The 18,386-nt window shown below is 55.2% G+C and carries 19 protein-coding genes and 1 pseudogene; 9 read left to right on the forward strand and 11 right to left on the reverse strand.

The features are described 5' to 3' along the window. Positions 1-240 (forward strand): annotated as a pseudogene (locus G462_RS24830) (IS4 family transposase); the annotation flags it as partial. 303 nt (positions 241-543) lie between these two features. Here G462_RS24830 and G462_RS0118225 read toward each other — a convergent pair. Further along, a complete protein-coding gene (locus G462_RS0118225; protein ID WP_026960266.1) occupies positions 544-1,047 on the reverse strand; it encodes an NUDIX hydrolase in 504 nt (167 codons plus the stop codon). 141 nt (positions 1,048-1,188) lie between these two features. Here G462_RS0118225 and G462_RS0118230 point away from each other — a divergent pair, with 141 nt between their 5' ends. Continuing rightward, positions 1,189-1,710 (forward strand): GNAT family N-acetyltransferase, encoded by a 522-nt coding sequence (locus G462_RS0118230; RefSeq protein WP_211234242.1) that lies wholly within the window; start codon positions 1,189-1,191, stop codon positions 1,708-1,710. Here the strand turns inward: G462_RS0118230 and mgtE are convergent. Both mgtE and G462_RS0118240 read right to left on the reverse strand, forming a co-directional pair. Then, entirely contained in the window at positions 1,707-3,029 is a 1,323-nt protein-coding gene (gene mgtE / locus G462_RS0118235) for a magnesium transporter (protein WP_026960268.1), read from the reverse strand. The two genes, G462_RS0118230 and mgtE, sit on opposite strands and share 4 nt — an antisense overlap. Before the next feature lie 411 nt (positions 3,030-3,440). Next, positions 3,441-4,133, reverse strand: coding sequence for a hypothetical protein (locus tag G462_RS0118240; RefSeq protein ID WP_026960269.1), 693 nt, complete (start codon positions 4,131-4,133; stop codon positions 3,441-3,443). A 389-nt stretch (positions 4,134-4,522) separates the two neighbouring features. On the opposite strand from G462_RS0118240, the gene G462_RS24070 reads away from it, so the two are divergent. Beyond that, the gene (locus G462_RS24070) at positions 4,523-6,820 is read left to right on the forward strand and encodes a glycosyl hydrolase family 8 (protein WP_051326851.1); all 2,298 of its coding nucleotides are present in this window, start codon (positions 4,523-4,525) and stop codon (positions 6,818-6,820) included. A gap of 44 nt (positions 6,821-6,864) precedes the next feature. Here G462_RS24070 and G462_RS0118250 read toward each other — a convergent pair whose 3' ends face one another. The 5 genes from G462_RS0118250 to aptA form a co-directional block, all read right to left on the reverse strand. Continuing rightward, a complete protein-coding gene (locus tag G462_RS0118250; RefSeq protein ID WP_026960270.1) occupies positions 6,865-7,749 on the reverse strand; it encodes a LysR family transcriptional regulator in 885 nt (294 codons plus the stop codon). Positions 7,750-7,840: 91 nt separating this feature from the next. Beyond that, positions 7,841-8,233 carry a thiol-disulfide oxidoreductase DCC family protein gene (locus G462_RS0118255; RefSeq protein WP_026960271.1) on the reverse strand — a complete coding sequence of 131 codons (393 nt, stop codon included), beginning with the start codon at positions 8,231-8,233 and terminating at the stop codon, positions 7,841-7,843. Positions 8,234-8,248: 15 nt separating this feature from the next. Then, positions 8,249-8,671 (reverse strand): DUF3429 domain-containing protein, encoded by a 423-nt coding sequence (locus G462_RS23335; RefSeq protein WP_051326852.1) that lies wholly within the window; start codon positions 8,669-8,671, stop codon positions 8,249-8,251. Between the two features lie 244 nt (positions 8,672-8,915). Next, positions 8,916-10,433: a CoA-acylating methylmalonate-semialdehyde dehydrogenase gene (locus G462_RS0118265; RefSeq protein ID WP_281171870.1), complete on the reverse strand. Its 1,518-nt coding sequence runs from the start codon at positions 10,431-10,433 to the stop codon at positions 8,916-8,918. Between the two features lie 80 nt (positions 10,434-10,513). Continuing rightward, positions 10,514-11,905, reverse strand: coding sequence for an omega-aminotransferase AptA (aptA, locus tag G462_RS0118270; RefSeq protein ID WP_051326853.1), 1,392 nt, complete (start codon positions 11,903-11,905; stop codon positions 10,514-10,516). A gap of 208 nt (positions 11,906-12,113) precedes the next feature. On the opposite strand from aptA, the gene G462_RS0118275 reads away from it, so the two are divergent. From G462_RS0118275 to G462_RS0118285, 3 genes are read left to right on the forward strand one after another with little or no spacing between them, the layout of a single operon-like run. Then, positions 12,114-13,028: a LysR family transcriptional regulator gene (locus G462_RS0118275; RefSeq protein ID WP_026960274.1), complete on the forward strand. Its 915-nt coding sequence runs from the start codon at positions 12,114-12,116 to the stop codon at positions 13,026-13,028. Next, on the forward strand, positions 13,025-13,675 hold the full coding sequence (locus G462_RS0118280; RefSeq protein WP_026960275.1) for a TetR family transcriptional regulator C-terminal domain-containing protein: 651 nt from the start codon (positions 13,025-13,027) through the stop codon (positions 13,673-13,675). Before G462_RS0118275 ends, G462_RS0118280 begins: the two co-directional genes overlap by 4 nt. Positions 13,676-13,678: 3 nt before the next feature. Beyond that, entirely contained in the window at positions 13,679-14,356 is a 678-nt protein-coding gene (locus tag G462_RS0118285; protein ID WP_026960276.1) for an HD domain-containing protein, read from the forward strand. A gap of 12 nt (positions 14,357-14,368) precedes the next feature. Here the strand turns inward: G462_RS0118285 and G462_RS0118290 are convergent, their stop codons facing one another. Together G462_RS0118290 and ubiG are read right to left on the reverse strand one after the other, a co-directional pair. After that, positions 14,369-15,124, reverse strand: a complete 756-nt coding sequence (locus tag G462_RS0118290; RefSeq protein ID WP_026960277.1) for a substrate-binding periplasmic protein — start codon at positions 15,122-15,124, stop codon at positions 14,369-14,371. A 177-nt stretch (positions 15,125-15,301) separates the two neighbouring features. Next, on the reverse strand, positions 15,302-16,108 hold the full coding sequence (gene ubiG, locus G462_RS0118295) for a bifunctional 2-polyprenyl-6-hydroxyphenol methylase/3-demethylubiquinol 3-O-methyltransferase UbiG (protein WP_051326854.1): 807 nt from the start codon (positions 16,106-16,108) through the stop codon (positions 15,302-15,304). 196 nt (positions 16,109-16,304) lie between these two features. Here ubiG and G462_RS23340 point away from each other — a divergent pair, with 196 nt between their 5' ends. From G462_RS23340 to G462_RS24075, 3 genes are all read left to right on the forward strand, one after another. After that, positions 16,305-16,853 carry a chromate transporter gene (locus tag G462_RS23340; protein ID WP_051326855.1) on the forward strand — a complete coding sequence of 183 codons (549 nt, stop codon included), beginning with the start codon at positions 16,305-16,307 and terminating at the stop codon, positions 16,851-16,853. 2 nt (positions 16,854-16,855) lie between these two features. Further along, positions 16,856-17,401, forward strand: coding sequence for a chromate transporter (locus tag G462_RS0118305; RefSeq protein ID WP_026960279.1), 546 nt, complete (start codon positions 16,856-16,858; stop codon positions 17,399-17,401). 123 nt (positions 17,402-17,524) lie between these two features. Next, on the forward strand, positions 17,525-17,731 hold the full coding sequence (locus tag G462_RS24075; RefSeq protein ID WP_026960280.1) for a DUF1826 domain-containing protein: 207 nt from the start codon (positions 17,525-17,527) through the stop codon (positions 17,729-17,731). Positions 17,732-17,770: 39 nt separating this feature from the next. On the opposite strand, the gene G462_RS0118315 is transcribed toward G462_RS24075, so the two are convergent. Further along, complete coding sequence (locus tag G462_RS0118315) at positions 17,771-18,253, reverse strand: hypothetical protein (protein ID WP_026960281.1); 483 nt, start codon at positions 18,251-18,253, stop codon at positions 17,771-17,773. Between the last annotated feature and the right edge of the window lie 133 nt (positions 18,254-18,386).

Below are 18,386 nucleotides of genomic sequence, written 5' to 3' on the forward strand. Positions count from 1 at the left end.
ACCTTCAGAGATTTAAAAAGCCCGGCCTTCGGTTTTGGGTTGCGGCATAGTCGCAGCCGCTGCCCTAAGCGCTTTGACATCATGTTGCTGATCGCATTACTGCTGGAATTGGTCCTGCACTGGGTTGGTCTGTTTGCGTGTAAATCCGGTTGGCATAAACACTTTCAGGCAAACACAGTGCGAGACCGAAATGTGTTGTCACTGCTGCGGCTGGGCAAAGAGGTGCTCAGGCGCGGAGGATGCTATCGGCTAAAAGTTCGAGACATAAAATGGGCGATACTGGCATTTATCCGGCAGCTGAGAAAAAACAGCTATGTTTTCACAGAATTATGAGGGGATCCCTCAGAGCTGCGCAACCTTCACTCTTATAACTAAACACTAACCTATTAGCTTCCTCTCTAATCGAGCCAACGTCATAAGCAGCGACTCCAAAGGAGAAAGCTAACAACCAACAAAAAATAATACGCAACACTATTCCTCTACATAAATTACTTGATTATCACGTGAGATGGCATTGGCAGTCTCATGATCCCTAGCACGCCGTTAAAGGCGTGCATTTAAGAACTGCTGCAAAGCGCGCCCCAGCGATTCAAAACCCAGCTGGCTTACATCGATATCCGCAAACTTCAGCCACTTGATCGACGACACCTCTTGTTCTTCCAACACCAGCTCGGGCTTGGCGGCTAACTCCACCACAAACACGCTATCGCTGGTGAAATACTCGGTGCCTTTATAGGGATAGGTATTGGGGTAGGAACACAGATACTCCCAGCGATTGATCTCTAGCCCCAGCTCTTCTTTTAGCTCCCTGACCAAGGCCTGCTCCAGCCCCTCGCCCGGGTCGACAAAGCCGCCGGGCAGGTCGAGCATGCCTTGCTTGGGGGCTTTGGCGCGCACGTTAAACAATACCTCACCTTCGCAGACGATGATTGCCGCCACCGCCGCTGCGACGTTTTGAAAGTAGGTAAAATCGCAGTTGGCACAGCGAAACTGATTGGCGCTGACTTGGGCAAACGCAGCGCTGCGACATTTAGGACAATAATCCATTAATAACTCCGGAGCTAATCTATTGATTTATAGTTGCAAATCAGGGTGACAAGTCAAGCTTGGTTTGCCATGCTGGCGTCACTACAGGTACTTTGCTTGCGTTGATTTATGCCACCCATCTCGATAACTACACCACGGCTGGTGCTCCGCCAATGGCAAGAACAGGATCTCCCCCACTGGCAAGCACTCAACGCAGATCCACAGGTGATGCGCTACTTCCCCGCACCGCTCTCGGCAGAAGAGAGCCAGCAGGCCATGCATCGGATGCAGCAGCTGATTGCGCACAACGGCTGGGGCTTTTGGGCGCTTGAGCATCGCCAAGATAAACGCTGCATCGGCACCATTGGCCTGCACCACAACAGCGATACGGTACCCGGTCGTGAGCTGGTAGAGATTGGCTGGCGACTTGATCGCCACTATTGGCGGCAAGGCTTTACCGAAGAGGGCGCACGAGCCAGCCTGTCCTTCGCCTTTGAGCAGCTAGGCTTGGCCGAGGTGTACGCCTTTACTGCCCTAACCAACCTGCCTTCACAGGGGGTGATGAAAAAGCTGGGTATGCGCAACACCGGTGAAGACTTCGACCACCCCAAGCTGGACGATTGCCCAAGGCTGCAGCGCCATTGCTTATATCGCATTGACGCTGCAACCTTTGCTACAAGTTAGAATGCCAGTAGCTGAGAGGCGATAGCAAAGTAGATCAGCACGCCACTAATATCCGATAGCGAGGTAATCATCGGCGCACTGGCCGAGGCCGGATCCATGCCCAGTTTGTGCAGCACAAACGGCAGGAAGGTGCCCACCAGGCTGCCGACCATCACGATTGCCACCATACTCAGGCCGACGACCATGGCAACCTCGCTGCCGCCGCGCATCATCCCCAAACCAAATACCGCGGCGGCCATACACAGGCCCAGACCTAGCGCGACAAATACCTCGCGCAGCATGATCTTGCTACAGTCTTTGAGCTGCACCTCGCCGGTGGCCAAGGCGCGTACCATCAAGGTAGCCGACTGCGAGCCCGCATTGCCGCCGCTGTCGATAAGCAGTGGCAGGAAGAATACCAAGGCCACATAGGCACCGATTAGATCTTCATAATGAGCAATCCCCGCTCCGGAAAAGACATTGCCGAATACCAGCAGCACCAGCCACAGCACCCGCTTCTTAAATAGCTGGAAGATAGAGGCATCTTTAAGGTTGGTGGTTAGTTTGCCGATATTGGCACTTTTGTGCATATCTTCGGTGGCTTCCTCGGTGACCACGTCGAGAATGTCATCGTAGGTGATAATGCCTAAAAGCTGGTTTTGCGCATCGGTCACCGGCAGGGCCATCAGGTCGTAGCGGCGAACGATCTTGGCGACCTCTTCTTTATGGGTATCGGCATTAACCGCGATAACCTCTTTAACCATCAGCTCTGCAATGGTTTGATTGGCACCGGCTAACAGCAGCTCGCGCAGCGATACCGTACCCAACAGCTGGCGATTTTCATCCACCACATAGGCGTTGTAGACGGTCTCGGCGTCGGGTGAGATCTGGCGCAAGCGGGCAATCGCCTGCTCGGGGTTAAGCTCCGGCGCCAAAGTGGCATACTTCGAGGTCATGATCGCCCCGGCGCAGTGCTCTTGGTAAGACGCCAGCATGCGGATATCTTCTCGCTCGGCGTGGGCAAGTGCTAGCAGCAGTTGCTGCTGAGCGCCCTCGGGCATCCGGTTGTAGAAATCCACTCTATCATCCGGGTCCATCTTGCTGACCAAGTCGCTAAGCTGTGGGCGTGGCAGACGGGTGGCCAGCGCCACTTGGTTCCGCTCGCTAAGATGGCTCACCACCTTGGCTTGAATGGCCAAGCCAAGTTGACGAAATAGCTCCAACATCTCGCCGCGTGACAAGCTATTGAAGCGCTCAGCCACGTCGGCCGGTTGGCTGGCCAAGTACACTTTATCGTCGGCGGTGACGATAAGCTTGGGATTACTTTGTACAAATTCCATGCTGTTCTCCTGACATTAGGGCATCTCAGGTAGACCCAGCTCGGTTCAAGAGCACTAAATAGTTGATCGCAAAACAAGAGCAACTATGTAGTGAAATTGACCAAGGCAATGCTTACATTAGAGGCTTGCAGAGCAAAGAAAAGCTGCAGCAATACCGTCAAATGCACAGGCAATGACTACGAGTTTTAGACAAGTTAGATAATTGGCCGTATGGCCGGGCAGGAATCGATCGCCATAGCGATCTAAAAACGCTGCCTCACTCCGGTGAGGCAACAAGGGCACACCAGAGACGTTACTGACTGTTCAAACTACAACTGTCGGGGTCCACGGAGTGCTCCTCTGGTTAAAAATCGCGGGGAATGTACAGGCAATCACCCTGCCATTCAAGTAAATATTGAATTTTCCTACCGCCTAGCCATCGGATATCATCCATTTAACGCATAAAGTGTCGGCTTTGCCGTTGAGCCAAGACAGGTATTGCAGCTCATCCCCTTCGGGGACTTCCAACCACAGTTGGCACATTGCTTGGTCTTCGGGACAGGCTTCGGGATGGGTGAGCAAGTGGTTACCACGTACCCATCGCCAATCCTCTTCGGCTAAACGGGTGGATACGCGTAATTGATTGGCTTCTAACCACACTTCCAGCCACCGCGCGAAGTGCTTGCCGTAGTTCAGCTCCAACAAGCCGGGCACAAAGCCCCAATCACCATGGGCGGAGTAGCAATCGCTGCGGCGCAGATCAAACACCACGTTCCCCAGTAAGGTGTCCTGATATGCTGCTACCCCGTCGATGCGAATGTGTACCTCTGCGGCCCACTGATAGACGGGCCCAAGATGCCGACGCCCCAAAGTCACCCGCACCGTCGCACCTTCCGGCAAATCGAAGCGGTACAAGCCCACCGAGTTGGCCTCGACGATCTGCTCTTCACCAAAGTTCAGGCTGCTGATCATCTTGCCCTCACCCATGCACTCGAGCTGAAAGAACTGCTCTTTGCCCTCCAGCATGATGTAGCGACTAAAGAAACTGGCATCGCAAGTCGGCGCTCCCCGCGCGCAGGCCAAATTGGCGATAAGCAATAGGGCTATCCCGAGAATCTTATGCATCCTTGCTCCTGCTTGCTGCAGTAATGGCGGTTATTTAAACAAGGTATAACAGCTAATTGCACTTTAAAACAACCAGTTAAGTATCTGGTGTTTTGCTTGTCACCAAAGCCCCTACCAGTTGGCGTTATGTTTTTTTGTATCGCCATTGCGTTAACGAATCTGATGATGAATCTGACGTCATTGGGCGAGTATTTCAGTGATGCTATTAACTTTATTATCATTTTTAGTTGCGACGGAATTGTCATTGCACGCTTTCCCCTTTAACAATTTGTCATTGCGAGAACGTTCTTTGGGTTGGTGGCCGGCACCGACCAAGGGATGGAAGGCACTATTGCGTGGTTGGTTGCTCTCCGTCATATGAATGGACAACTTGTGCAAGGAGCACGCAAGTGAAACGACTTAAAATTTGTGGCCTAGCCTTAGTGCTCGCCACTGCCAGCCAATGGAGCGCAGCAGAGTTACTGCAACGCGGCGAGCTAGAACACGGTGAGCTACTCCCCGGCTATACCAGCCTTATCGACAGCCCGTTTAACGGCGTCGCCAGTTATGCCAATGGCGATGGCGTCAACTATTCCTACCCCTATGTGCTTGAGAGCGGTCAATATCGATTGGATGTGCGTGGCGCATCCAGCGACAGCAGCGCGGCTGGGATCAGCGTCTATCTGGGGCAGCAGAAGGTGGCAGCGCTGAGTTTTGGCGAAACGGCAGCCAGCGTTGCCTCGGCAGCGTTTGATCTGGGCGCGGCGGTATCGCCAAACGCGATTAGCTTTGTGCTAGAAAGTGATGATGGCAGTAACGATACCTATCTGGATTGGTTTGAGCTACACCGCTTAGGTGAAGTGCCACCACTGCCGGCCGCCCCGGTTCTGCCTAGCCAAGGCGTTTACCACTCCGGTGAGTATCGCAACATGTTCGTCGAAGCGGGCTACTCTGCCGCCGAGGTGCAAGCCAAGGTAGAGGCCGCCTACGACCAACTATTCCACAGCAACGACCAACAAAACCAAGCGATATTTATCCCGGTCGGCGATGACATGGCCTACATCTGGGACGTGGGTAACAACGATGTCCGCTCTGAGGGCATGTCCTATGGGATGATGATGGCCCTGCAGATGGATCGCAAAGCAGACTTCGACAAGCTGTGGAAATGGGCACATACCTACTCGCTCAACAAAACCGGCGATATGAAGGGCTTCTTTGCCTGGCAGGTTAGCACCAGCGGCCAGGTGATGGATAACGGCCCCGCCCCCGATGGCGAGGAGTATTTTGTGACCGCACTATTCTTCGCTTCCCACCGCTGGGGTGATGGCGAGGGGATCTTCAACTACAGCGCGCAAGCCAATCAGATCCTCAAAGATATGTATGGCAATGGCCAAACTCGCTACAACAACCAAGGCCAGTTGGAAGAGTTCACGCTGATCAACAAGCAGTCTCAGCAGATAGTGTTCTCCCCCAAGACACCCACCGACAGAGCCTGGACCGACCCGTCTTACCACCTACCGGCCTTCTATGAGCTGTGGGCGCGCTGGGCAGATAATAACAACAGCTTTTGGGCAGATATGGCCGATGTGAGCCGCGACTTCTTTAAGACCACCGCACACCCAAGTACAGGGCTATCCCCCGATTACGCCAACTTTGACGGCTCACCCCACGGCGAGTTTCAAGCCTGGAAGACCACCTTCCAGTACGATGCCTGGCGCACTATCGGCAATGCGGCGATGGACTACTACTGGTGGCAGGCCGACCCGTGGCAGGTTGATTGGGTCAACAGGTTGCAGAGCTTCTTTGTCTCCCAAGGGATCGACAGCTATGCCAACTTGTACGAGCTCGATGGTCGGGTCTACCAGAACAACAGCGACCACTCACCCGGTCTTGTGGCAATGAATGCCATGGCCAGCCTAGCCGCTGATCAGCAGCAGGCCTGGCAATTTGTCGATGCGCTGTGGAACACCGCGGTGCCCAGCGGCAAATGGCGTTACTACGATGGCTGTTTGTACATGTTTGGTATGCTCGCGCTCAGTGGCAACTATCAGATCTACTGCCCAGCGGGTGAATGTGACAGCACGACGCCCCCCGATCCTTGCGCCGACGGCAGCTGCGGCAGCAACAACCAAAGCCCGGTGGCCCGCGATGATCAGGCCGAGGTTCAGCAAGGCGAAAGCGTCAGCATTGCAGTGCTGGCCAACGACAGCGATCCCGACAATGATGTGCTGAGCATTGTCAGCTTCAGCCAAGGAGCGTATGGCTCGGTAACACAAGCTGGCGATAGCCTGGTCTATCAAGCAGCCGCGGATTTTAGCGGACAAGACAGCTTTAGCTACACCATCACTGACGGCGAGCTAAGCGCCAGCGCGACGGTATCCATCACGGTGTTAGGCGAGCAGCCACCGGTAGGTGATAGCAGCTGCAGCTATAACTTGGTCAATAGTTGGCAAGGTGGCTTTCAGGCCAGTATCAGTATCACCAACAACGGCAGCACTGCGCTCAGCGGGTGGGAAGTCAGCTGGTCCTATAGCGATGGCAGCGTAATAGACGGGCTGTGGAATGCCAATCTCAGTGGCAGTAACCCTTACACCGCCAGCAACCTGTCCTGGAATGGCAACATCGCTCCGGGCAACACCGTGGAGTTTGGCTTTAACGGCACTGGCCCCGGACAGGCCGGGCAGCTCACTGGCTCGGTGTGCCAGTAAGGCCTAAACCCTAGATTAACTGGGCTGCCTAGCGCAGCCCTTTTTTATTGCTGGGACGCGTTGAAATGGGCGATCAGCAACTCTTTTAGGGTAGCAAAGCGCGAGGCCAGTGGGTGGTGGCGACGGGTGACCCACAGTATCGGCTCAGCCAATGCCTGCTTGAGCATTATCACCCGCAACGCCTGTTGATTGGCGAAGGCATCGACCGCAAACTGCGGCACCACGGTAAAACCTAACCCGCACGATACCGGCTCCAGAATCGACGAGATGTTGTTCACAAAGCCACTTACCGTGAGCTGCTCGAACTCGCTAAACTCCTGATAATTCGCCGCCAATAGCCGTGAGGCATAGAGCTGGCCATCGGGGTGGTCGATAAAGCCTAACGCCAACAGCTCCTGCCACGCGCTCCCGCTAAAGCTCGCGGGCACCACCAACGACAACGCCTCAGTGGCGATCTGCTCGGCCTGCAGCGAAGCGTCTTGCGGCTCCCGACTCATCAAACCAACATCCAGCTCGCGCTTGCCCAGCATGGTTTCGATGCTATGGTTCGGCGCAAAGTGATAGTGGACATTCAAACCCGGGTGGCGCTGTTGCAGCTCGAGCAACTCGGGATACAGGGTCAGACCCAAGCTTCCGGGGCTGGCTAAGCGCAGCTTGCCGCTATGCGGATCGTCATGGCTTAGCTGAAACTCCAGAGCGCCCAACTCATCGAGGGTCTTACGCGCCTGCTGATAGACCCTCTCACCCGCCTCACTGAGGCTAAAACGCTTACCTTCACGGATTAACAAGGCGGTGGCGTAGTGCTGCTCCAATTTACGAATATGCTGGCTGACACCGGGCTGGGTCATGGCCAGGCGCTCAGCGGTACGGGTGAAGTGCCCCGTTTCCACCAGCATGCAGTAGGTGCGCAGTTGCTCAAGACTAACCATAGAGATTTATTATCATCGAAACTGATAATGATAAATTCAACTCAGCACTTTTGCGAGAATCACCGCTGATGGACGGGCTTAGCGAAGGACTTTACTGGTCGATACGGCAACTCGAGCAACGCGACTGACCCGTCACCAAGCGCGACAAGGTGTAGCGGTTGTTAGCAAAGCGCAGATAGGCCCAATCGGCAATGGGCGCAAGCAGTGGCCAGCGTAGCACCCTCAGCCAACGCTTACGGTTAACCGCCTGCCATAGCGCGATATTGGCATCAACGCCCCGCAGCCAAACGCCTTGGCTGTTTTGCACATGCAGAATGTCCAGTGCTTTTTGTCGGTCCAGCTCAGGATAGCGCTCGCTGATATCGGTTTGGTTTAAGTCTTCAAAACGCAGCCGCTGCAAGTGCTTGTCATAGCGGTATAGCTGGCGCATCTCTTTGACGCACAAGGGGCACTGCCCATCGTAAAACACCGTAAGTTGTGTCATCTCACTCCCCTTCTGTTACGCCAACAACATTAGCAGATGCAGCGCGACCACCGCTGCCGTCAAGCGCCCGCGCAGCTGCCGATAACCGGGCCGCTGCTGGTGGATAACCGCCATGTATTCCATCCACCATAACACCAGATAGCCCGTGGCGAGCAACAGCAAAGCCCAAATCGCAGTGAGCAGCCCACACCAAAAGCCAAGCAGTACCAGCCACGCCAGCACCGCAACAATGTTCGATTGCTGCAGCGGCCCCGCTTGCTCGGCCTCGCCTTGCAGAGCCTGCCCCCACAGCGCCCCGCAAAGAAAGGACAGAATAATGGCGGAATAGCTGACAAAGGCCAACTCAGCGAGTAGCGCAATATTGCCCTCGGCAAACAGACTTAGCAGCCATGCGATTGCAAGAGGGAAAAGTCCTGCGTATCCCAGTGTATTCGCCAAAGCTTACTCCACTCTCTCGAAATAACCGTTTGAGTTAGGGTACGCATGAGCGGAAAATTAGCTCACTGGGGAGGAGGCATTTAGCTATTCGAGGGACAATTAGGTGAACGTGCAAGAACCTAACTCTCAGAACATGCCTTTAGCAACGCCTTACTCACTGCATCGCGATTAAAATAGCGGGCTCTTGCAAGCATTGGAACGAGTATAGCCACTCAGCTCTAGAATAAACCTGAGTGGCCGAGCATTAATCACCGGTACTCGGAAACGCAAACTGCGTCTTATCGATAATCCCACTGCTTGGCCAGCGTTGGGTGATGGTTTTGCGGCGGGTATAAAAGCGCACCGAGTCAGGGCCGTAGGCCGACAGGTCGCCAAATAGCGAGCTCTTCCAGCCGCCGAAGCTGTGGTAAGACACGGGTACCGGCAATGGCACATTAATCCCGACCATACCGATCTGTACCTGATCGGCGAAGTAGCGCGCCGCTTCACCGTCGCGGGTAAACAGGCAGCAGCCGTTGCCGTAGTAGTGCTGGTTAATCAGGTCCACCGCTTGGTGCAGGCTCTCGACTCGCACTACCACCAGTACCGGACCAAATATCTCATCTTGGTAGATGCTCATTGATGGGGTGACCCGATCAACCAAGCTGCCACCGATAAAGTAGCCATTTTCGAAGCCGGGCACACTATGCTCACGGCCGTCTACCACCAACTCGGCGCCGTCGTCAGCACCTGCTTGCAAGTATGCTGCTACCCGCTGTTTCGCTTGTTGGGTAATCAGCGGCCCCATCTCGCAGTCAGCGACCCGCCCTTCGCCGATTTTCAGCGCTTTCACCTGCGGAGTTAATGCGGCTATCAGCGCATCGGCGGTATCATCACCCACCGCCACAGCTACCGAGATCGCCATGCAGCGCTGGCCACAGCTTCCAAACGCGGCTCCCATTAGCGCGTTCGCGGCACCGGCTATATCGGCATCGGGCATCACCACCGCATGGTTCTTCGCGCCGCCCAAGGCCTGACAGCGTTTGCCTTGCTCGCTGGCCCGCTGGTAGATGGCCTTGGCAATTGCGGTGGAGCCCACAAAGCTCACCGCCTGCACATCGGGGGCATCAATCAGCTGCTCGACCACCGCCTGTCCGCCATGCACCACATTTAGCACCCCATTGGGCAGGCCGGCTTGGTGGGCCAACTCGACAATCCGCAGCACTGAGCTTGGGTCACGTTCAGAGGGTTTAAGGATAAAGCAGTTGCCACACATCAGTGCGCTGGGCCACATCCACAGCGGTACCATCGCGGGAAAGTTGAACGGGGTGATCCCCACCACCACACCCAAGGGCTGGAACTCGCTCCAAGAGTCGATGGCTGGCCCAACATTCTTGCTGTGCTCGCCTTTTAGCAGCTGAGGAATACCGCAGGCAAACTCGACGTTTTCAATGCCCCGCACCAGCTCGCCTTGCGCGTCGTTGAGCACCTTGCCGTGTTCTTGGGTGATTAACTGACACAGCTCATCACTATGCGCTTCCAGTAGCTGCTTAAAGCGATACATCACCTGCGCGCGCTTCGCGGGCGGGGTGTCTCGCCACTGCGGATAGGCCGCCTTGGCGCTGGCGATTGCACGCTCGACCGTGGCCGAGTCGGCAAAGCAGAGCTCCGCAGATTGCTCACCGGTGGCCGGGTTATAGACCTCAACCAAACTATCTGCGCTGTAGTCACTCTCGCCATTAATTAGATGGCCTACGGTTGTTAGCATTGACGGGCTCGCCATAGTTATTCCTCACTTAACTGTTAATCTTGTTACCGCTAGTCTTGATGCTGTTATTCCCGAAACAGCTAATCCTGTTGCGGCTAATCTTGTTGTTGCAGAGACTCGCCAAGAATATTCACCAAACGCTCTAGTTCGCTGTCGCTGGTGATAAAGGGCAGACCCAGCTGAATGGTATCGCCGCCGTAGCGCACATACAGCCCCTTATCCCAACAGCGCCGTGCCACTTCCACCGGACGAATGATCGGGTCGCCATCGCGCGCCGCCAAGGTCAAGCCGGCTGCCAGGCCGTAGTTACGAATATCCAGTAGCAGATCTGGGCCACGCAGGCTGTGTATTGCCTGCTCAAACTTTGGTGCCAGCTGGGCGGCTTGCTCAATCATCTGCTCTTGTTCGAGTACATCCAGGGTAGCCATCGCCGCTGCGCAGGCAACTGGGTGCCCGGAGTAGGTAAAGCCGTGGGGCAGCTCCACATTGTGCTCTGCGCCTGCTGCGTCCACGATGCTCTGGTAGATCTCGTCGCGAGCGATCACCGCGCCCATGGGGATCGCACCATTAGTAAGCTGTTTGGCCACATTGATCATATCCGGCACCACCCCAAAGGCCTCGGCCCCAAAGTAGCTGCCACAGCGACCGAAGGCGGTAATCACCTCATCGAAGATCAGCAGGATACGATGTTGATCGCAGATCTCGCGCAGCCGCTGCAGATACCCCTTGGGCGGAATAATCACCCCCGCCGAACCAGCAAAGGGCTCGACGATAACCGCTGCAATGTTTGACGCATCATGCAAAGCCACCAGCTCTAGCAGCTGATCAGCCAGCTCGACGCCTTGATCGGCCATGCCTTTGGTAAACAGCTTGTCTGCCTGCCAAGTATGCGGCAGGTGGTCAGCCTCTATCCCCTGCCCCCACAGCTTGCGGTTCGCGCCAATGCCACCAAAGCTGATGCCGCCCCAAGTCGCGCCGTGATAACCCTTGGCCCGGCCAATGATGCGGGTCTTGGTCGGCTCACCGCGCTGTCGCCAGTAAGCGCGAGCAATCTTGGTGGCGGTATCGGCCGCCTCGGAGCCAGAATTCACAAAGAACACCCGGTTAAGATCGTCCGGCGCCAACTGCGCCAAGCGTTCGGCCAGTTGAAACGCCAAGGGGTGACCGTATTGAAAGGCCGGTGCATAGTCTAACCGGCTGAGCTGGTGCGCAACCGCTTGCGCTATTTCAGGCCGATTATGGCCAGCGCCGGTGGTCCACAAGCCCGATAGACCATCAAAAATACGCCGGCCATGCTGATCGAGGTAATACGCACCTTCTGCACCACAGATAAGGCGTGGGTCGGCCTTATACTGACGATTCGCCGTGTAAGGCATCCAGTAGGCATTAAGCTGACTGGCGGTCAGCTGTTGGCTGTGACTGCTTTCTGCCTCATGCTCTGATGAGTGTTTATCTGATGGAGCGTGGTAGATGGATTGCAGTGTCATGGCTATCTCCAAGCGCTAACCGATTATCGTGTCACTTTATCCCTCCCTCTTTGTTCGATAAATTTAAACTTATCAATCTTTAGTTGCCATTATGTGAAACTTTAATAACACTATACAGGCACCCTGTTTATCCGCTCTCAGCCAGCTTTGGTGAGTCGCAGTGGAGACAGGCTTATCACGGAAGAATGCTCAACCAAGGGAGGGCGAAATGCGAGCGAGGCTGGGCCAGCTGAGTGATGCCGATGTACGGCTGCTGCGGGTGTTTATGGTGGTCGTCGAATGCGGTGGCCTGAGCGCAGCGGAGATGGAGCTCAATATCGGCCGATCTACCATTAGTCGCCACCTCAAAGATCTGGAAACTCGCTTAGGTCTGGTACTGTGTCGTCGCGGCCGGGCAGGCTTTAGCCTCACCTCTGAGGGGCAGGCCATCTATCAAAGTGCCCAACGGCTGCTCAAATCCATTGAGGACTTTCGCCACGAGATCAACGATCTGCATCGCAGCCTGCAGGGCCAGTTGGTCGTTGCGATGTTCGACAAGGTGGTCAGCAACCCACAAAGCCGGGTCCACCAAGCCATTGCTGACTACGCCGAGCTCGCCCCACAGGTGATGCTGGATATCCAGGTCGCGCCACTCAACGCCATCGAAAAAGGCGTGCTTGAAGGCCAATATCACTTAGGCATCGTGCCACCATTGCGCCGCTCCCCCAGCTTGCATTACACCCCACTGTTTGAGGAGGTGATGCACCTGTACTGCGCCCCCGGCAATCCCTTGTTCTCGATCGATAATCCTTCGCCAAAGCAAGTTCAAGCCCAGCCCTATGCGGGCTTGAGCTTTGCCAGTCCAAATATGGACACCGGTCAGCGCCTTGGGCTGCAAGCCAGCGCCTTATCCAGCGATCAGGAAGGCATCGCGACCTTGATTCGCTCTGGCCACTATGTGGGCTTCTTGCCCGACCACTATGCCCACGGCATGGTACAGCAGGGCTGGCTCAAAGCGATTTCAGCTAAAGCTTACAGTTACAATTGCCAATTCTGTGTAATTCACCGAAAATCCCCAAAACCCTCTCGCTTAGTGCAACACTTTTTGGATGCATTAAGGGAACACCATCAGGCAGCACAATGAATTCAACACCTAAAAACGAAACGGACTCGCAAGATAAACGCCGCCAAGCCCGCATTGAGACGGAAGAGCGAATTCTGCGCGCCGCGGAGTCCTCGTTTGCCCAAAGCGGCTTTCGAGGTACCACGATGGAGCAGATCGCCTCCGCCGCCGGCATGTCAAAGCAGAACATGATCTATTATTACCCCTCGAAAGAGGCCATCTATCATGCAGTTCTCAAGCATATTCTCGACCTATGGCTGGAGCATATGCAGTTCGAAGCCCGTGGCAACGAAACCCCGAAAGAGATTATCGAGTCTTACATCATGGGTAAGCTTGAGATGGCGCGCGACTACCCCGATGCTTCCAAGGTGTTCGCACTGGAGGTTATCGCTGGCGCACCGGTGCTAAAAGATGCCCTTCAAAACGAGCTCAAGCCGCTGTTTGACCGCGATATCGCGCTGGTTGAGAGCTGGATAGACGCCGGACAACTGCGCAAATTCGACCCGCGCCACTTCTTCTTCACCGTATGGGCCGCCTCGCAAACCTACGCCGATTTTGCCACTCAGGTAAGCCTGATGATGGGCAAACAGCAGCTCGAAGAGCAAGACTACCAAGACGCAGCCAGCTTCCTCGCGGGTATGGTACTTCGCGGCCTGGCCCCTGAGTAAGCAATGTCCAAGGCAAGACCTGTCGATTTACCAGCGCCTGATTTACCAGCGCTTGAGCACGCCCTTAAGCGCTGGCTAGCCACCCAACCAACTAGCGACCAAGCCCACGACGTTGGCCATATCGAGCGCGTGGTAGTGAGCTGTAAACAGCTGGCTAGCCAGGAACATGCCTCGCTCGAGGTGGTGGTGCCCGCCGCTTGGCTACACGATTGTATTAGCCTGCCGAAAAATCACCCGCAGCGGGCTCAGGCATCGAGCCTGGCGGCAGAGCGCGCGGCGCAAGTCCTACTAGAACTCGGCTACCCCAAGGCATTACTGCCAGAAGTTCAGCATGCCATTCGCGCCCATAGCTTCAGTGCAGACATTCCCTGCGAGTCGATTGAGGCCAAAATTCTGCAAGACGCCGATCGCTTAGACGCCCTCGGCGCTATCGGTATAGCGCGCTGCCTGCAAGTCAGCTGCGCACTACAACGGCCGCTCTATCACCCCATCGACCCACTGTGTGAGACGCGCCAACCCGACGATAGCCTGGCAGCCATAGATCATTTCCACACCAAGCTGTTTTCATTAAGCGAGAAGATGAACACGGCAGCCGGCAAGGCAGAGGCGGAACGGCGCACACAGTACATGCGGGAGTTCTTGCGTCAATTAGGCTCGGAGATAAATGCTGGAGAAGCGTGATAGCTCGCGCACTTACTCAACCACTGCAATGGGCACATCTGGATAGCGGGCGGTGATCGCCAAGTACTCACCGTTACTTTTGATGATAGCTAAACCGTGGTTAAAGGCTTGCAGCAGTGTTTGCGCTGATTCAATCTGCTTACCGATCAACAAGTGCACCGAAGCAGTCATCACAAAGTGCCGTGGCACTTGCAGCATTGCCCGCTCCTCGGCAGACAGCTGGGAATAGATAAGGGTTTGTGCGACCGAGTAGTCAATCAGTAAGGCATCAATACGCCCCACCAGCAGTTTCTTGAAGTTCTGCAGATCGGTGTTCACCAGCTCGATTTTATACTCGCCCTGCTCGCCTCGCAGCCAAAAGGCCTCGTTGTAGGTGTAGCCACGCACCGCGCCCACCACCTTGCCTGATAACTCATCTAAGTCGGTGTACTGCGGCTCACCTTTTAGGCTGATCAGTACGCTGCCACCGTAGACCAGAGGTTCGGAGTGCAAAAAGTAGAGCTTGCGTTGCTCCTTGTAGGCCCAATAGGAGCTGGCATGATAGACTCCCGCCTGGGTAGTCGCCAAAGCCCGCTGCCAAGGAAGATAGTCAAACTTGGCCTGATAGCCCGCGCGCAAAAACGCCGCTGCCACGATGGCATTTATCAAGCCGCCGTCATCGCGTAGCTGTGAGGTAAAGGGCTCGTGCTCCCCGGTGGCAATGCGTACAACTGGCAACCCGGTAGGCTCGGCGGTCGCCACCGATGCAAAAACACAGAAACTCAGCACAACAGGAGCAAGTAATGACCGCCAAGCAAAACGTCGCCTACAAGCGTTGGTAAACAGCAAAACAGCGTTGGTGGTGAGATGGGAGAGGATGACAATAACCTTATGTCTTTGCTCAAATTAACCTAAGCATAGTCCTCTCTAGAGCATGGTGAAACCCCAAGCACTCGCGTTAAAGCCTCAGTGCTGATCTGGGGTTGCCAGCACCATATAGTTCACAGCCAAAGAACGGCTTTCGCGCCAGCATCGGCTCAACAGGGAATAGCGCAGCCCGAGCCAGTGAGTGGCACTGAGCTGGTTGGCGAGCATCATCTGTTCGAGCTCGCTGGGGGTTACAAAAGAGCGCCACTGGTGGGTCCCTTTGGGTAGCCAACCAAGCACATACTCAGCACCGACTACAGCAATCAGGTACGACAGCCAACTGCGATTGAGTGTCGCCATCACCAACACCCCTTGTGGCTTTAGTAAGCCCGCGCAGCAATCCACCAGCGCTTGCTGGGCAACCACATGCTCAATCACCTCGGCGTTAATCACCACATCAAAGCGCAACTCACTGCCCAGCAGTGATTCCGCCAGCGCCTGACGATAGTCAATAGCCAGTCCCTGCTGCTGCGCCCGCGCCTTGGCAATCGAGATGCTGTTTGCGCTGGCATCCACCGCTACCACATCGGCGCCAAGTCGTGCCAATGGCTCACTGAGCAGGCCGCCGCCGCAGCCGATATCGAGGATTTGTAAACCCTCCAAGGGAGTGTCACCCGCATCAAGGGCAGCCTGCACCTTGTCGGGTGTATCTAGCACAAAGGGCAACGAGAAGTGCTGGCATACGCCACTGAGGATAGGCACCAGACGGGCACGGTTAAAACGATGGACATGCTTAAACGCCCCCTGTTCGTCCCACCAGAGTGAGGCGAGTTGCTCAAACTTCTCCAACTCCTGCTCAGAGCTGAACCCGCGGAAGGTTCCCACTAACTGATCGCGTCGCTGCACCTGTTTTCTCCAATAATTGCTTTTGGGATGTTACGAGGCAAACACTGCATTGGTTTTCTGAGCGAGTCACGTCACCGTATAAACGAGTGCCTAACTGCCTGCCAAATCTCAGATTTTGATATTTGTCAGCGTCAGCTTTACTTTGGCAGCGTATACTGCGCTCGCACAATAAAAACAGTCACACTGTGAGCGTTCCATGCTATTCAAATTGTTCTCCACCTTCTTTTATCTGGGCGCAATCACCTTTGGTGGTGGCTATGCCATGATGGCCCTGCTCGAGCATCAACTGGTCGAAAAGCACCGCTGGCTAAGCAGCGAAGAGCTGCTCGAGATTACCGCGATTGCCCAGATAACCCCCGGCACCATCGCCATTAATGCCGCCACTTTTGTCGGTCGTCGGGTGGCGGGCATCCCCGGTGCGATTGTGTCTTCCATCGCCATCGTACTGCCACCGCTGTTGATTGTTGGCACTCTGGCCAGCTACCTGCCGCAGTTCTTCGGCCAAGAGTGGCTACACAACGCCTTTATGGGCATGCGCTACGCGGTAGCAGCACTGATTGCCCACGCGGCAGTATCGATGCTGATGAAAGGGGTCACCTCCAAGCTAGGGCGCGCGCTGTTCCTGCTTGCGCTGGCGATTTTGATCTTCACCCCTATCCACCCGCTGCTGATGATTGTGCTGGGCGGCAGCACCGGCATCGCCCTACATGCGCTGGGTATCATTGGTAACAAGGCGGAGGCTTAGAGATGGTATTTGTTGAACTGTTTATCGCCTTCTTCCGCATTGGCCTGTTTAGCTTCGGCGGCGGTTTGGCGATGATCCCGATGTACCTCACCGAGGTGGAAAAGCACGGCTGGATGAGCCAGCAAGAGTTTATGAACATTGTGGCCCTATCGCAGATGACCCCCGGCCCGATTGCAGTGAACATGGCCAGCTATGTGGGCAGTGGCGCGGCGGGTTTTGCCGGAGCGGCTGTTGCTACCTTTGCATTGGCGCTGCCTTCAGTACTAGCAATCTTAGCGCTCACCAGCGTGCTTCACCGTATTCAGCACAATCCATGGAAAGAAGCCTTCTTCTTCGGGATTAAATCCGCCGCGATGGCGCTGATCTTCTACGCGGGGTGGCTGATTGCCAGCGATACTTTGGCGCTTAGCCTGCAAGAGAGCCAATGGTCGGCAGTCACTGGCGCGTTGATGGTGGCAGCAGTCTATGCGGCAAGGGTGTACCTGCCTAAGATTTCGCCGGTATTGCTGATTGTGATTGCGGCTTTTGTGGGTTACTGGGTGTTCTAAGCGCGGAACGCTTGAGCAACTTAACGGCAGCGTCGGCTGGCACTTTTGATAGCGCTCTCTTTCGCGCACAGCTACCTTGGCCCCGGCACTGAGTGACTCCCCTTAGAAGCGCTCGAACAGCCAATGATTGCTACACGTTCAGACACCAACAATCTACCTTTTGCAGATGGACGCTACCAGCCTAAGCACATCCAACAGATGGCGGCGTTTGACGTAGGCCTGCTAAAAGGCAAGGCATGGGAGCAGCAGGAACATATGGCCGCAGTGCATCGTTCCTGCCAGCTTAGCCAAGACGAAAAGCGAATATTGCTGACGCTCGATCCTATGTGACAGCGAGTACCAAGCTAGCCGAGCCTCATCTCCCCTAAACTAAGGCATAATATCGATGCCCAAACACTCGGCTAGCTCTTCCAAGTCGTCTCGAGCTTTAGCCAAGGCTTCTTGCATGGCATTGGCGTCGCCAGATTTGGCCGCCGCTTTTGCATCTTGCAGGTGCTTGTGTACCTCATTGTCTTTCTTGTGGCACTCCTTATGGCGGTCCTCCATCCTTGTCCATGTGCGCAGCACAAAGTTGTAACGGTTGAAAAAATCATTGATTAGCTCAATCAAGCGGTCGCGACGGCCCTTCTCTATCGCGTCTTTAACTAACTTCACCAGCTCAGTCAGTAGTCCCGGGTCAATAGCCATGGTGGCCTCCTGTTGTAGCAATATGTGAGTGATGCGCATGATTCCCTGCGACTCATCACACAGCCCGACCCGCGCCATATTACGTATCACTCGAGCGCTATCCTCATCAGCATCTCCCAAGGCATAGCGTGCAATGTGTGTTAGATAGTTCGGATCGTCTGTCATTTCTTCTCCAAACTCGCGCAACGCAATGATTGCGATGGAAAAACCGACTTAACCATAGTGGTGTGTGCAGCAATCTCTACTTTGCAAAACATATAAACCCAAGCGGTTGGCAAGCAACCTAACAAGCACGGCT

It is taken from the genome of Aliagarivorans taiwanensis DSM 22990 (assembly GCF_000429505.1).
GTDB lineage: Bacteria > Pseudomonadota > Gammaproteobacteria > Enterobacterales > Celerinatantimonadaceae > Aliagarivorans > Aliagarivorans taiwanensis.